The sequence below is a fragment of the Aureimonas sp. AU22 genome, from assembly GCF_001463745.1.
Lineage (GTDB): Bacteria > Pseudomonadota > Alphaproteobacteria > Rhizobiales > Rhizobiaceae > Aureimonas.
In genome coordinates this window covers 1-13768 of record NZ_BBWJ01000011.1, presented here as the reverse complement: position 1 = coordinate 13768, position 13768 = coordinate 1, and the positions used below count along the sequence as shown (strand labels likewise).

Annotated in this window: 17 protein-coding genes and 1 pseudogene; 4 read left to right on the top strand and 14 right to left on the bottom strand. The window is 69.0% G+C overall.

Features of this window, described 5'->3' with window-relative positions:
- Positions 1-510, bottom strand: a 510-nt coding sequence (locus tag AUL34_RS03950; protein WP_244492433.1) for a PfkB family carbohydrate kinase, incomplete at its 3' end; no start/stop codon positions are given.
- A 75-nt stretch (positions 511-585) separates the two neighbouring features.
- On the bottom strand, positions 586-1446 hold the full coding sequence (locus AUL34_RS03945; RefSeq protein WP_061931441.1) for a MurR/RpiR family transcriptional regulator: 861 nt from the start codon (positions 1444-1446) through the stop codon (positions 586-588).
- Between the two features lie 154 nt (positions 1447-1600).
- On the opposite strand from AUL34_RS03945, the gene iolB reads away from it, so the two are divergent.
- Both iolB and AUL34_RS03935 read left to right on the top strand, forming a co-directional pair.
- Positions 1601-2401: a 5-deoxy-glucuronate isomerase gene (iolB, locus tag AUL34_RS03940; protein ID WP_061931438.1), complete on the top strand. Its 801-nt coding sequence runs from the start codon at positions 1601-1603 to the stop codon at positions 2399-2401.
- 57 nt (positions 2402-2458) lie between these two features.
- Complete coding sequence (locus AUL34_RS03935) at positions 2459-3478, top strand: zinc-dependent alcohol dehydrogenase family protein (protein ID WP_061931436.1); 1020 nt, start codon at positions 2459-2461, stop codon at positions 3476-3478.
- Here the strand turns inward: AUL34_RS03935 and AUL34_RS03930 are convergent.
- The 4 genes from AUL34_RS03930 to queF form a co-directional block, all read right to left on the bottom strand.
- Positions 3475-4434: a glutathione S-transferase family protein gene (locus tag AUL34_RS03930; RefSeq protein WP_061931434.1), complete on the bottom strand. Its 960-nt coding sequence runs from the start codon at positions 4432-4434 to the stop codon at positions 3475-3477. The genes AUL34_RS03935 and AUL34_RS03930 overlap by 4 nt on opposite strands.
- A 1-nt stretch (position 4435) precedes the next feature.
- Positions 4436-5293, bottom strand: a complete 858-nt coding sequence (locus AUL34_RS03925) for a VOC family protein (RefSeq protein ID WP_061931432.1) — start codon at positions 5291-5293, stop codon at positions 4436-4438.
- A 93-nt stretch (positions 5294-5386) separates the two neighbouring features.
- The gene (ribB, locus tag AUL34_RS03920; RefSeq protein WP_061931430.1) at positions 5387-6502 is read right to left on the bottom strand and encodes a 3,4-dihydroxy-2-butanone-4-phosphate synthase; all 1116 of its coding nucleotides are present in this window, start codon (positions 6500-6502) and stop codon (positions 5387-5389) included.
- 84 nt (positions 6503-6586) lie between these two features.
- Positions 6587-7045: a preQ(1) synthase gene (gene queF, locus AUL34_RS03915; RefSeq protein ID WP_061931428.1), complete on the bottom strand. Its 459-nt coding sequence runs from the start codon at positions 7043-7045 to the stop codon at positions 6587-6589.
- Between the two features lie 295 nt (positions 7046-7340).
- Here queF and AUL34_RS03910 point away from each other — a divergent pair.
- A pseudogene (locus AUL34_RS03910) lies at positions 7341-7946 on the top strand (TerC family protein); the annotation flags it as partial.
- A gap of 231 nt (positions 7947-8177) precedes the next feature.
- Here the strand turns inward: AUL34_RS03910 and yacG are convergent.
- From yacG to AUL34_RS03880, 7 genes are all read right to left on the bottom strand, one after another.
- Positions 8178-8372: a DNA gyrase inhibitor YacG gene (gene yacG / locus AUL34_RS03905; protein ID WP_061931426.1), complete on the bottom strand. Its 195-nt coding sequence runs from the start codon at positions 8370-8372 to the stop codon at positions 8178-8180.
- A 3-nt stretch (positions 8373-8375) separates the two neighbouring features.
- On the bottom strand, positions 8376-9008 hold the full coding sequence (locus AUL34_RS03900) for a Maf-like protein (RefSeq protein WP_061931424.1): 633 nt from the start codon (positions 9006-9008) through the stop codon (positions 8376-8378).
- Between the two features lie 9 nt (positions 9009-9017).
- Positions 9018-9236 (bottom strand): translation initiation factor IF-1, encoded by a 219-nt coding sequence (gene infA / locus AUL34_RS03895; protein ID WP_055892241.1) that lies wholly within the window; start codon positions 9234-9236, stop codon positions 9018-9020.
- Positions 9237-9405: 169 nt separating this feature from the next.
- Positions 9406-10695, bottom strand: a complete 1290-nt coding sequence (murA, locus tag AUL34_RS03890; protein ID WP_061931422.1) for a UDP-N-acetylglucosamine 1-carboxyvinyltransferase — start codon at positions 10693-10695, stop codon at positions 9406-9408.
- A gap of 92 nt (positions 10696-10787) precedes the next feature.
- Positions 10788-10946, bottom strand: coding sequence for a hypothetical protein (locus AUL34_RS22510; protein WP_192845682.1), 159 nt, complete (start codon positions 10944-10946; stop codon positions 10788-10790).
- Positions 10947-10998: 52 nt separating this feature from the next.
- Entirely contained in the window at positions 10999-11616 is a 618-nt protein-coding gene (locus AUL34_RS03885; protein ID WP_061931420.1) for a transglutaminase-like cysteine peptidase, read from the bottom strand.
- 261 nt (positions 11617-11877) lie between these two features.
- On the bottom strand, positions 11878-12672 hold the full coding sequence (locus tag AUL34_RS03880; protein ID WP_082653141.1) for an alpha/beta fold hydrolase: 795 nt from the start codon (positions 12670-12672) through the stop codon (positions 11878-11880).
- Positions 12673-12875: 203 nt separating this feature from the next.
- On the opposite strand from AUL34_RS03880, the gene infC reads away from it, so the two are divergent.
- Positions 12876-13415 carry a translation initiation factor IF-3 gene (infC, locus tag AUL34_RS03875; RefSeq protein WP_082653140.1) on the top strand — a complete coding sequence of 180 codons (540 nt, stop codon included), beginning with the start codon at positions 12876-12878 and terminating at the stop codon, positions 13413-13415.
- 99 nt (positions 13416-13514) lie between these two features.
- On the opposite strand, the gene AUL34_RS22505 is transcribed toward infC, so the two are convergent.
- On the bottom strand, positions 13515-13768 hold a 254-nt coding region (locus tag AUL34_RS22505; protein ID WP_192845681.1), incomplete at its 5' end, for a hypothetical protein.

The following is a 13768-nucleotide window of genomic DNA, read 5'->3' as shown; positions in this document are numbered from 1 at the left end:
GTCGAAGACGATCCGCCCGCCGTTGGCCTTGGCGAGCCGCATCGCCTTGCGCTGCGCGGCGTCGGTGTTGGGCTTGGCGAAGTGCGTGCCGGTCACGAGGACGGCCCCGGCGGAGGCGATCAGCGCCTCGTCGACATCGCCTTCCTCCAGGGCGTTGTCGGCGCAGTTGTCGCGATAGAAAAGAAGGGGAAAGGACTTGTCGCTTTCCACCGAGAGGATGGCGAGCGCCGTCAGCCTCTCCGGGTCTGTCTTGAGGCCGCTGACCTCGACGCCCTCGCGCACCAGTTGCTCGCGGATGAAGCGGCCGAACTGTTCGTTGCCGACACGGGTGAGGAGGGCGGATTTCAGCCCCAGGCGCGCCGTGCCGATCGCGATGTTGGCCGGGCAGCCGCCGACGGATTTCGCGAACGAGCCGACGTCTTCCAGCCGCGTGCCGATCTGCTGTCCGTAGAGGTCCACCGAGGCGCGGCCGATGGTGACGATATCGAGCACCGCCTCAGTCGATCCCATGGCCCGTCTCCCGGCATTCCATCCCAATGTCCTTCTATCCGAAACACGGATACCGATGGAAAGTCAACGTGGAACCTACGTTCTGTTTTTGGTCGCAGGTTGCAGTCGTTCCCGCTCCTGTGCGACGGCGACCGTCATCGCCATCGCGAAGGTCATCGAGGCGGACAGAAGGCGGAAGCCGGCGTGATCGGCCTCCACGATCTCGAACCATTCGGCGGAGAGTTCGGCGAGCGGAGAGAACAGGCTGTCGGTGAGCGAGACGAGGGGCACGCCGCGGCCGGCGAGGGCGCGCGCCTGCACCACCGTTTCCGGCGCATAGGGCGAGAAGGAGACGGCGAAGCCGATGTCGCGCGGGGTGGCGAGTGCCAGGATGTCCTCGTCGATGCCCGCCGCGGTGCCGACCAGCTGGCAGCGGATGCCGAGCTTTCCGAAGGCATAGGCCATGTACGCACCGATCGGATAGGAGCGGCGCTTGGCGATGAGATAGATCGTCTCCGCACCGGCGAGGCGCCCCGCCGCGCGTCCGAACGCAGCCGGATCGATGCCCTGTGCGAGCGCGTCGAGCGAGCGATGCCCGGCCTCGGCGAAACCGTCGAGGATGCGCACGGCGTCCATCGCGCCACCCTCCGCGCGCAGCACCTCCATGCGCTCGCCATAGGCGGTCGGGCGTCCGCGCAGCCGCTCGCGAAACAGCGACTGAAGGCTGGAGAAGCCCTCGAACCCGAGGTGCTGGGCGAAGCGGATCAAGGTGGAGGGCTGCACCGCGGCCGCCCCCGCGATGCTCGCCACCGTGCCGAAGGCGATGTCGTCGGGATTGCCGAGCGCATATTCGGCGACCTGCCGCAGGCGTTTGGGAAGCCTGTTCTTGCGCTGGAGAAGGTCGGCCTTCAGCGCCTCGAAATCCGCCGGAACGGCGCTTGTGTCGGTCGGGTCCATGAAGCCGGCACCTCTCACGTCGGGCGGGGCCCCCGCGATTCGCCGCTGGCGGCCCTCTCGTGGAATATCCGTTCCAGTGGAAGGAGGCCACACCTTCACCGTTCGGGAAAGACCGTCTATGAGGGAAGCCTGACGCACGAGGGGGAGCCAAGCCATGTCACGCCTGAAGGTCCGACCGAAGGCCGACCGGGGACTCGTCCACGACATCACGCCGGAAAGCGCGGGCTGGACCTATGTCGGCTTCGCGCTCCACAAGCTGGCGCCGGGCGAGGGGGCAAGCGGCGAGACCGGAACCCGCGAGGTCTGCCTCGTCCTCGTGTCGGGCCGGGGACGCATCCGCGCGGGGGGTGAGGACTTCGGCCTCGTCGGCGAGCGCATGAGCCCGTTCGCCGGCGCGCCGGACGCGGTCTACGTGCCGATGGGAACCACCTGGAGCATCGAGGCCGAGACGCCGTTGGAACTCGCCGTCTGCTCGGCGCCCGGCGCACCCGGCTTTTCGGCACGGCGCATCGCACCCGGCACGCATCCGCAGATGGCGCGCGGCAAAGGCACCAACACGCGCCATGTCACCAACATCATGCCCGAGGACGACGGAGCGGCCCATGCGCTCCTCGTAGTCGAGGTGATCACGCCCGGCGGCCACACCTCGTCCTATCCGCCGCACAAGCACGACCGGGACGCTCTGCCCGAAGAGAGCTATCTCGAGGAGACCTACTACCACCGCTTCGACCCGCCCCAGGGCTTCGCCTTCCAGCGCGTCTACACGGACGATCGCCAGCTGGACGAGGCCATGGCGGTCGAGGACGGCGACGTCGCCCTCGTGCCGCGCGGCTATCATCCGGTGGCCGCCATCCACGGCTACGACGGCTATTACCTCAACGTGATGGCCGGCCCGGAGCGCGCGTGGAAGTTCCACAACGCGCAGGAGCATGCCTGGCTGTTCACGGGCATCTGACTGTCGCCGAACGCCGCGCGGGAGACGCGGTATGGCTCCGGCAAAAAGGGGAGAAGCATGCAGGCGATCCGTCTGGAGGGCGTCGGGCAACTGGCCCTGCGCGAAGTCAAGAAGCCCGTGCCAGGCGTGGGAGAACTCCTTGTGCGGGTCGAAGCCTGCGGCATCTGCGGCACCGACCGGCACCTCCTGCGCGGCGAGTTTCCCTCGCGCCCACCGGTGACGCTGGGCCACGAGTTCGCCGGCATCGTCGAGGCGATAGGGGAAGGCGTATCGGGCTTCACGCCCGGCATGACGGTGACCGGCGATCCCAACATCGCCTGCGGCCGCTGTCCCGAATGCCATCGTGGCCGGGTCAACCTGTGCCGCAACCTCCAGGCCATCGGCATCCACCGCGACGGCGGCTTTGCCGATTACGTCGTCCTGCCCGAGCGCCAGGCCCATCGCCTGCCCGATGGCCTCGATCCGGTCCATGGCGCCTTCGCGGAGCCGCTCGCCTGCTGCCTCCACGGCATGGACGTCGCCGCCGTTCGACCCGGCGAGACGGTGGTGGTGCTGGGCGGCGGGCTCATCGGCCTTCTCGTGGTGCAACTCGCGCGCCTTGCCGGCGCCGCGCGCGTGGTACTCGTCACCCGCAGCGCGGGAAAGCGCGAGCTCGGGCAGCGGCTCGGCGCCACCGACGCGGTGGACGCGGGCGCCGGCGCCGTCGTCGAGAGGCTCGTGGGCGAGGGTGGCCTGCTGCCCGGCGGGGCGGACCTCGTGGTGGAAGCGGCCGGTGTGCGCGAAACGGTGACCCAGGCACCGCGCATCGCAGCGCGCGGCGGACGCGTCCTCCTGCTGGGCGTCCTGCCGCAAGGAGAAACGATCGAGATCGAGCCCTTCGACCTCCTGTTCCGGGAGATCCAGTTCCTGACCGCCTTCGTCAACCCGTTCACGCATGCCCGGGCCGCCGAGATGATCGCCTCCGGCACCATCGCGGTCGAACCGCTCGTGTCACGCCGCATCGGCTTTGCGGCAGGTGTCGAGGCGATCGCGGGCGAGCCGCCCGGCGGCGAGATCCGTGCGATCGTCGTGCCCTAGAGGCCCAAGGCCGAGAGATCGGGTCCAAGCGGCACGATGCCGTTCGGGTTCAGCGCCTTGATCGAGTAGTAGCCGCGCTTGATGTGGTCGATCGACACCGTGTCACGGAAGGCCGGCATCTCGAGGAGGCGGTGGAGATAGGCCATGAGGGCGGAGTAGTCCGAAAGCCTCTGTCGGTTGCACTTGAAGAGACCGTGATAGGCCGCGTCGAAGCGGATCAGCGTCACGAAGAGGCGGATGTCCGTCTCGGTCAGACGGGTGCCGAAGAGGAGGGGGCCGCCCTCCGCCAGTCGCCTCTCCAGCGTGTCCAGCGCTTCGAATACGGCGCCGTAGGCTTCTTCATAGGCCGCTTGCGTCGTCGCGAAGCCGGCGCGGTAGACGCCGTTGTTGAGACGGGGATAGATCCAGTCGTCGAGGGCGTCGATGTCGGGCGCGAGGTCGGTGGGATACAGATCGACATCGCCGGTCGCCAGGGCGCCGAAGCCGGAGTTGAAGATGCGCAGGATATCGGCCGATTCGTTGTTGACGATCGTGCCCCGCCTGATGTCCCAGAGGACGGGCACGGTCGCGCGCCCGTTCACGTGCGGGTCTGCCCTGGTATACAGCTCGTGCAGAAAGGTGGCGCCGTTCACCGCGTCGTCGGTCGAACCCTGCCCTTCTCCGAAGCGCCAGCCCTCCGGCCCGAGCTCGGGGCGCACCACCGATACGGACACCACGTCCGCCAATCCCTTGAGCTTTCGCGCGATCAGCGTTCGCGAGGCCCAGGGACAGATCAGCGCGACATAGAGGTGGTAGCGACCCGCTTCCGCCTCGAAGCCGCCTTCGCCGGTCGGGCCGGGCCCGCCGTCCGGCGTCACGAAATGGCGGAAGCTCGAGGTCTGGCGCAGGAAGCCGCCTTTTGCGTCCGTGCCCTGCACCGGCTGCCAGTTCTGCGTCCAACGTCCGTCGACGAGCATGTCACCCTCTCCGCAGCGCGATGCCGACACCGGCGGGATCGACGAGGTGGATCGCCTCGCCCTGCCGGGCGGCGGTGACGCCGGACGCCAGGATCGCGGTCTCGGCCGCCTCGAAGGCCGCCTCGTCGCGCGCCAGGAACTCGAAGCCCTTGAGCCCCGTCGCTTCGGGGTCGCGCGGCGGCGCGCCCCGGCTGTTCCAGATGTTGGCGGCGACGTGGTGATGGTAGCCGCCGCTCGACAGGAACGTCGCGCTCGGGACTAGCTGCATGACGTCGAGGCCGAGCGTCTCGGTGTAGTAGCGCTGCGACGCCTCCACCGCGCCGGTCTGGAGATGGACATGGCCGATCGTCGTGCCGTCCGGCGCCCCGTCGAAGGTCGCTTCGCCGCCGGCCGCCAGAAGCGCGTCCGCGTCCAGGGGGTCGGTGACCATGCGCAGCCCGTCGCCGGAGCGCGGCCATTCGCGCCTCGGCCGGTCGGCATAGACCTCGACGCCATTGCCTTCGGGGTCGGCGAGATAGATCGCCTCGCTGACGCCGTGGTCCGACGCGCCCTGGAGGGACGTGCGCGAGGCGGCGGCATGGCGCAGCCAACGCCCAAGGCTCGCGCGGTCCGGCAGGAGGATTGCGGTGTGGAAGAGACCGGCCGCACGGGGGCCGGCAACGGGCGCGTCCGGTCGCCCGATCAGCTCGAGCAGCGTCCGGGAGCCGGCGCCTAGATGCAGGACATGCGTGTCGCTCGCCGTCTCCGCGAGGCCGATCACCTCGCGATAGAAGGCCGCAACGCGCGGCAGATCGCGCACGACGAGCGAGACGGTGCCGATGCGCAGCGGCGTCAGGTCTTGGGCGAGAGGCAGGCTCATGGCGGCGCTCCGGGCGAGGCCGGCGGTTCGCCGCCGGCTCCCTCCAGATACGACGCCGACCGCCTTCCTGCCGAGAGCGGAAGCGTTGAACGGTCAGTCGTCGACGAGGATCGTGTCGGCGACCTCGATGCCGAAGCCGGTGAGGCCGACATAGGCGCGCTCGTGCGTGGCGAGCACGCAGATGGAACGCACGCCGACGTCGCGCAGGATCTGTGCGCCGATGCCGACCTCCCGCCAGCGCTGGCGGCGCGCCTTGGCGCTGCCGTGGCGCTCGCCGTCGGTCACCGGCTCGCCGGGTGTCGGCGCCGCCTCGAACTGGTCGACCTCGGGCGTGCGCAGGAGCATGAGGATGCCCTGGCCGCGGTCCCGCAGCTTGTCGACGGCCAGTTCCACCCAGCTCGGCCGGCCGCGCACCTTGGCGAAGAGGTCGCTCACCGGCTGCTCGCGGTGGATGCGCGTCGGCACCCTCTCGCCGTGGCGCACGTCGCCGAAGAGGGCGACCACGTGCTGCATGTCGTCGAAGGGCGTCTCGTAGACGCGGATGCGCCCCCGGAGCCCGCCGATCATCATCTCCTCCTCCCGCACGCAGGTCACGAAGCTTTCGCGCCGGATGCGATAGGAGATGAGGTCCTCGATCGAGATGATCTTCAGCCCGTGCTCGCGGGCGAAGGGGATGAGCTCCGGCAGGCGCTTCACCGTGCCGTCGTCGTTGACGACCTCGGCCAGGACGCCGACGGGCGGCAGGCCGGCGAGGGTCGCCAGATCGGTTCCCGCTTCCGTGTGGCCGGACCGCGTCAGGACGCCGCCCTCGCGCGCGATCAGCGGGAACATGTGGCCGGGGCGCAGGAACTCCGAGCCCGGAACGTTGTCGTTGGCGAGCGCCCGCGCGGTCGCCGCGCGCTCCTCGGCGGCGATGCCGGTCGTCATGCCGACGCGGTAGTCAACCGAGACGGTGAAGGCGGTGCGCATCGGGTCGAGATTGTTGGCGACCATCGGCGGCAGGTTGAGGCGCTGCGCCCGCTCCCCCTGCATCGGCACGCACAGGATGCCGCTCGTATGGCGAATCATGAAGGCCATCTTCTCCGGGGTCGCGCGCGCGGCCGCCATGATGAGATCGCCCTCGTTCTCGCGGTCGGTGTCGTCCACCACCACCACGAGCTCGCCCGCTGCAATCGCGGCGATCGCGTCCTCGATCTTGTCCAGTTCCATGCGCCGATCCCCTGCCTTGCTTCATGCCGCGTGTAGACGGGCGCGCGCCGCCGATCAACGGCGGCGCTTGGCATTCCCGAAGTGTCAGCCGCGGCCGCGATAGCCCGGCACGCCCTGATCGGGCAGGAAGACGCCCTCCGGGGGCAGGCCGGTCTGCCAGAACACGTCGATGGGAATGCCGCCGCGCGGATACCAGTAGCCGCCGATCCGCAGCCAGATGGGCTGCGTCGCCTCGACGATCCGCCGGGCCACCATCACGGTGCAGTCCTCGTGGAAGGCGCCATGGTTGCGGAACGAGACGAGGAAGAGCTTCAGCGACTTCGATTCCACGAGGCGGGCGTCCGGCGCGTAGTCGATCACGAGATGGGCGAAGTCGGGCTGCCCGGTGACGGGGCAGAGCGAGGTGAACTCGGGACACGAGAAGCGCACGATGGCAGGCGGCCCCTCGCGCCTGACGTAGGGCACGGTCTCGAGGACGGCTTCCTCGGGGCTGCTGGCGGGGCGCGCCTCCGCGCCGAGTTGGGTCAAGGTGGTCGTGGACATGGGCGCTTCTCGCGGGTGGGGTGCGGTTGCGCGGGTGACTAGACCCCTATGGGATCGGACTCAACCGCTCCCGCCATCCATCACGGCGCTTGCAAGTTTTCGTGAGCCTCGCTATGGCCCAGGGGCCAGGCCGGGCCCCTCTGGCAGCCGTCCTGCGGCTGCGATGTCGGACTGGCGGACGAATTCTCCATTCGCGACCTGTCGCATGCGAGCCCCGTCCGCCGACTGATCACCAGCCGCGCGTGCCCGGACCTCTCGCCGCCAGCGTTGCCCGTCAACCGCGGGAAAGGCCCCCATGTTCGAACTCCTCACACCCGAAGGCTGGCTGGCGCTCGGCCAGATCATCATCATGGACGTCGTCCTCGCCGGCGACAACGCGATCGTCATCGGGCTCGCGGTCGCCGGACTGCCGGCCGAGCAGCGCAAGAAGGCGATCTTCTGGGGCATCGCCGCCGCGACGATCCTGCGCATCGCCTTCACCGTGGTCGCCACCCAGCTTCTCGGCATCTTCGGCCTGTTGCTCGCCGGCGGTCTGCTGCTTCTCTGGGTCTGCTGGAAGATGTGGAGCGAGCTGCGCGCGCCCGAGCATGACGATGCGGCCGACCTTGCGGGCGCTGCCGCCAAGCCGCGCAAGACGCTGGGTCAGGCGACCCTGCAGATCATCCTCGCCGACGTGTCGATGTCGCTCGACAACGTGATCGCGGTGGCCGGCGCCGCCGAAGGGCATCACTGGACGCTCCTCGCCTTCGGCCTGCTGCTGTCGATCGCGCTGATGGCGCTCGCCGCCAACTTCATCGCCAAGCTCCTCAACCGTCACCGCTGGATCGCCTATGTCGGCCTTGCCGTGATCCTGTTCGTGGCGGTCGAGATGGTGCTGAAGGGACTGGTGCAGGTCTACCCACCGGTCGGCGAGTACATCCCCTTCGCGGTCGAGGACACGGCCCATCCCGCTCTGCCGGCCGGCTCGGCACGGGGCGAGGGCGCCGCTCCCGCGACCGCTCCGGCCACGGCGCCGGCACCCGCCCAATAGGGCCGCAGACCGGCCCGTTCCTTCGGGGACGGGTCACTCGACATGGAAAAAGCCGGCGGCCCGTTGGGGTCCGCCGGCTTTTTCGTTGGTTCGGGCTTAGGTTCAGGACCGTTCGTCGTCGTCGGGGATCCCGCCCTCGTCGGCAGGGCCAGGAATGACGTAGGCGCCCGAAAGCCAGCGGTTGAGATCCACCGCCTTGCAACGGGGCGAGCAGAAGGGGAAGGTCGCCCGCTCCGAGGGGCGGCCGCATTCCGGGCACTTGCGGGCCGGGCGCAGGCCGGTGATCGCGGCGCTCATCGATCAGAAGAGGGGCGCGGCGCCCGGCCGGGGCGCGACGAAGCCCTCGCCCGTCAGGAGCGACAGGGTCTCGTAGAGCGGCAGGCCGACGACGTTGGAATAGGAGCCGACGAGGCGCACCACGAAGGCGCCGGCTAGGCCCTGAATGGCGTAGCCGCCGGCCTTGCCCTGCCATTCGCCGCTCTCGACGTAGCGCTCGATGTCGTCGCGCGACAGGCGCTTGAAGCGGATGCGGGTCTCGACGAGGCGCTGACGCGCCTTGCCGCCGGGCGTGACGACGCACACGCCGGTGAAGACGCGATGCGAGCGGCCGGACAGGATGCGCAGGTTGGTGACGGCATCCTCGGCGATCTCGGCCTTCGGCACCACCTGCCGTCCCAGCGAGACCACCGTGTCGGCACCGAGCACGAACGTCTCCTTCGTCTCGCCGCGCGCGGCCAACGCCTCGTGGGCGGCCAGAGCCTTGGCGCGCGACAGGCGCTTGGCGAGCGAGCGCGGGTGCTCGGAGCGTTCGGGCGTCTCGTCGATGGCGGTGGCGAGCAGGCGCGCGGGCTCGATGCCGACCTGCTGGAGCAGCTCCAGCCGGCGCGGCGAGCCCGAGGCGAGCACCAGCGCGCTGTGCGAGGCGGCCGGCATCGACGCGGCTTACTTGAAGCGGTAGGTGATGCGACCCTTGGTCAGGTCGTAGGGCGTCATCTCGACGAGCACCTTGTCGCCCGTCAGCACGCGGATGCGGTTCTTGCGCATCCGGCCCGCCGTGTGGGCGATGATCTCGTGGTCGTTCTCGAGCTTGATGCGGAAGGTCGCGTTGGGCAGCAGTTCGGTGACCGTGCCGGGAAACTCGAGAACTTCTTCTTTCGCCATGCGTGTATCAGGCCTCGTTGCGGGATCGGACGCGCTTCGCGTCCCCCCTTCGAATATGGGGTCGCCGGACTCGGCGACCTCGTCAATGGGTGAATTTGTGCCCTAGATCGGATTTCGCGCGGCAAAAAGCAAGCCTGCGCTCCGCTTTCCGCCCCGGGAGCGCCATGGCTCAGCCCGAGATGCGCTCCACCTCGGCCCCGCAGGCGCCGAGCTTCTCTTCCAATCGCTCGAAGCCGCGGTCGAGATGGTAGACGCGGTTCACCAGCGTTTCGCCCTCCGCGACGAGGCCCGCGATCACGAGGCTGACGGAGGCGCGAAGGTCGGTCGCCATGACCGGCGCGCCGACGAGCCGCGGCACGCCCTCGACCCGCGCCATCTGCCCCGACAGCGAGATCTTGGCGCCGAGGCGCGCAAGTTCCTGCACGTGCATGAAGCGGTTCTCGAAGATCGTCTCGGTGATGTGCGAAACGCCATCGGAGCGCGTCATCAGCGCCATGAACTGGGCCTGGAGGTCGGTCGGGAAGCCGGGGAACGGGTCGGTGACGACGTCCACCGGTCGGATGCCGCCGCCGTTGCGCACGATGCGCATGCCGTTCGCGGTGTCGGTGATCTCGGCGCCTGCGTCGCCGAGCGCGGTGAGGGCCGTCTGCAGGAGGCCGGAATGCGTGCCTTCGAGCGTGACGTCGCCGCCCGTCATCGCGACGGCCATGGCATAGGTGCCGGTCTCGATCCGGTCGGGCAGCACGCGGTGGCGCGCGCCCGACAGGGCGGAAACGCCGTCGATGGTGATGGTGGCCGTGCCGGCGCCCGAGATCTTGGCGCCCATGGCGTTGAGGCAGGCGGCGAGATCGGCGACCTCCGGCTCGCGCGCGGCGTTCTCGATCACCGTCTGGCCCTTGGCGAGCGAGGCCGCCATCATCAGGACGTGCGTCGCGCCCACCGAGACCTTCGGGAAGGTGTAGCGGTTGCCGACCAGGCCGCCCTTCGCCTCGGCGACGATGTAGCCGGCGTCGATGTCGATCGTGGCGCCGAGCGCCTGAAGGCCCTCGATGAAGAGGTCCACGGGGCGCGTGCCGATGGCGCAGCCGCCCGGCAGCGAGACGCGCGCCTTGTGGCAGCGCGCCAGGAGCGGGCCGATCACCCAGAAGCTTGCGCGCATTTTGGACACGAGCTCGTAAGGGGCGGTCGTGTCGACGATGGTGCGGGCGGTGAAGTGGATGGTGCGGCCCGAGGAAGGCTGCGTCGCCAGGCGCTTGCCCGACACGGTGTAGTCGACGCCGTGATTGCCGAGGATGCGGATGAGCTGCTCGACGTCGGCCAGATGCGGCACGTTCTCCAGCGTCAGCGTGTCGTCGGTGAGGAGCGAGGCGATCATCAGCGGCAGCGCCGCGTTCTTGGCGCCGGAGATCGGGATCGTCCCGTTGAGGGCGTTGCCGCCGCGAATGCGAATTCGATCCATGGGGAAGGTCCAGCGCCTTGGCCGACATGAGGGCCGACGGAGTTGTGAAAGCGCGTGTCCTACACGAGCCCTCCGCCCCGATCAAATCGCGTTCAGTGGGGTCGAAGAACGACGTCGAGCCCGAAGACCACCATGGCGAAGATGGCGAGCTTCCAGAAGTCGCCGCGCCGCTTCAGGCCCGGCAGCCCGATGGGGCGGATGATCTGGAACGCCATCACGAGGATGATCAGGAAGGAAAAGAGCTTGTTCATCAGAGCCGGCTCTTAGCCCAAAGGCCGGGCCCTGTCCCGCCCTTGGCTGCCTTCAGCGCGAGACCGAGCTGACCAGCGGCTCCGGCAGGCTCTCGATCTCCAGCCACTCGCCCGCATTGACCGGCGACTGGCGCTTCACGAAGCGGTAGGGCACCTCGCTCCAGTGCCGGACGCGCCAGTCGAGGTTGTCCAGCACGAAGTCGCCCGACGCGGTGCGCAGCGTCAGGATGGCGTGTCCCGTTCCGTCGCGCTTGTTGACCACCGTCAGGAGAAGATCGGACAGGGGAATGCCGGCGTCGTGCAGCCGCGCCCGCTTGAGAAGGGCGTAGTCCTCGCAATCGCCCTTGTTGTCCGTCGGGAGGGTCCAGTACTCCTCCTGGCCGTAGAGGATCTGGTCGCTCACCGGCTGGATCTCGGCGTTCACCGCGAGATTGATCTCGGCGACCTTGGCCATCAGCGCGTCGTCGAGAGCCGGGGGCGAATTCCCCGCGTCGTTCGTCGGGCCGCACTGATCGGGCTGACGCAGGCAGAAGGCGTGGTGGCCGAAGGGCTGCTTGATCGGATCGCCGACCGTCATGCCGCCGCCGAGGCTCGCGGCGTCCGTTGCAAGGGCGGTGGCTGACTGAAGGCACAAAGCGACCGTCACGCCGAGAAAGCGCCGAAAAATCATCACGATCTCCGTCGAACGAGCGACCCGTCTTCGCTCGGGGGACATCGTGTTTGCAGTGCGGAAGAGTGTCAATCACCCAAAAGCCGTGGGCGAGATGGGAAGCTTCGTGAAAGCGGCAAGGGGCGTCGTTCGCGAAAATCGCCGACACCGCGAAAGTCCTTTGCGAGCAGGCCTGCGCAGCACCGAGAGCGCCCGACGTGAGGCTGTTGCACAAACGTCACGAGAGCGTCGCATGTTTGCATCGTCGGCGGTCGGCGCCGATCAGCGCGTCCGGTCGACCTCGGCCAGAAGGGCGAGCACAGCCCGCTCCATGCGCTGGAGATCCTCCGGCCGGGACAGGCGGTGGTCGCCGTCCTTCACGAGCGTCAGGGTGACGCCGGCCGAGGGCAGGAGCGAGACCAGTTCCAGTGCGTGGGCGTAGGGCACGTCGGGGTCTTCCATCCCCTGGATCACATGAACCGGCAGGTCGAGCGCGATCGGGCCGGTCATCACGGCGGCCGCGGCGCCGTCCTCGATCAGCCTGCGCGTGTAGATCGTCGGCTGGTCGGAATAGGGCGAGGGTTCCGCGATGAAGCCGTCGCGCGCCAAGGCCGCCCTGTCCTCGGCCGTAAGCTTCGGCTCCACCAGGCGCGTCGTGAAGTCCGGTGCGGGTGCCAGGAGCAGGAGGGAGCATACCCGGCCGGGCAGGCGCTGGGCGAGGCGAAGGGCGATCCAGGCACCCATGGAGGAGCCGACGAGGAGGAGGGGTCCCCGCGTGCGCGCCGCGATCACCGCGGCGGCGTCTTCCGTCCAGCCCGAGATCGTGCCGTCGGCGAAGCGCCCCCCGGACTCGCCGTGGCCGGAATAGTCGAACCGCAGGAAGGGCAGGCCCTCGCGCCCGCAAAGCGTCGAGAGCACCTCGGCCTTGGTGCCGCGCATGTCCGAACGGAAGCCGCCGAGCCACACCACCGTCGGCCCCGCCTCGCGCCCCTCCACCGTGAGATAGGCCAGGCGCTCGCCCGAATGGGGCATGGTCTCGAAGAGCGCGGACGGCGGCGTGTCGGGCGCTTGCGTCATCGGACCTCCATGGCGCGGCTGTGGCGGGAATCAGGCGTTTTTTCTGGCGGCCGGCGTGAAATCGGAGCGGGCGTGTGTTATATGAGGCTTCAGTCTCCTGGCGAAAGGGTGCTGGTCGCGTCTTCGTGCGTGCCTAAGCCGTTCCGCTTCGAGCCAGCATTCGCGACGCAAGCATCGATCGTCAACAGCCGGAGTCAACGACCATTCGCAGACCATTTCGTGCGCCGCCCACTCAGAAGGAGGGGCCGCGCTCCAACCGGGAAATCCGGGTCCCCCAGGTTCAGCTGATCGACGCCGACGGCCAGAATCGGGGCGCAATTCCCACCGCGGAGGCGCTTGCGCTGGCCGAGGAGGCAGGGCTCGACCTCGTGGAGATCGTGCCGACCGCCGTTCCGCCGGTCTGCAAGATTCTCGACCTCGGCAAGCTCAAGTACGAGGGGCAGAAGAAGGCCTCCGAACAGCGCAAGCGCCAGAAGGTCATCGAGGTCAAAGAGATCAAGATGCGTCCCAACATCGACGATCACGACTACGAGACCAAGATGAAGGCGGTCCGCCGCTTCTTCGACGAAGGCGACAAGGTCAAGGTGACGCTGCGCTTCCGTGGTCGCGAGATGGCGCACCAGGAACTCGGCATGCGCCTTCTCAACCGCGTGCGTGAGGAAACGGCCGAGATCTCCAAGGTCGAGGCCGAGCCCAAGCTCGAAGGCCGGCAGATGATGATGGTGCTGTCGCCGAAGGGCTGACGCGGCGCCGGATCGTCGAGACGAGATGGGAGGGCGGCTCGAAGGGGCCGCCCTTTTTCGTGTCGGCCGCCCCGCCCAATCGACGCATCTCCTGTTCGCTCAGCCGGGCAGGCCCCGCGCCGCGCCGATGGCGCGCAGCGTGATGAGAACCCGCGCGGCACCGCGTTCGGCGGCGACTGGGCCGACGGGGCGGGCGTGGATCACCAGATGGAGGCCGTCCGGTCCTCGCACGACCCACCGCGCGCCGGGATCGCTTTCGTCCAGGATGCGCGTCAGCGCCTCGTCGAGCGCTTCGTCGGCCTTGCGCCGCGTCGGTCTGAGGCGCGCGCCCCGCCGGGCGGGGCGTATGAGGC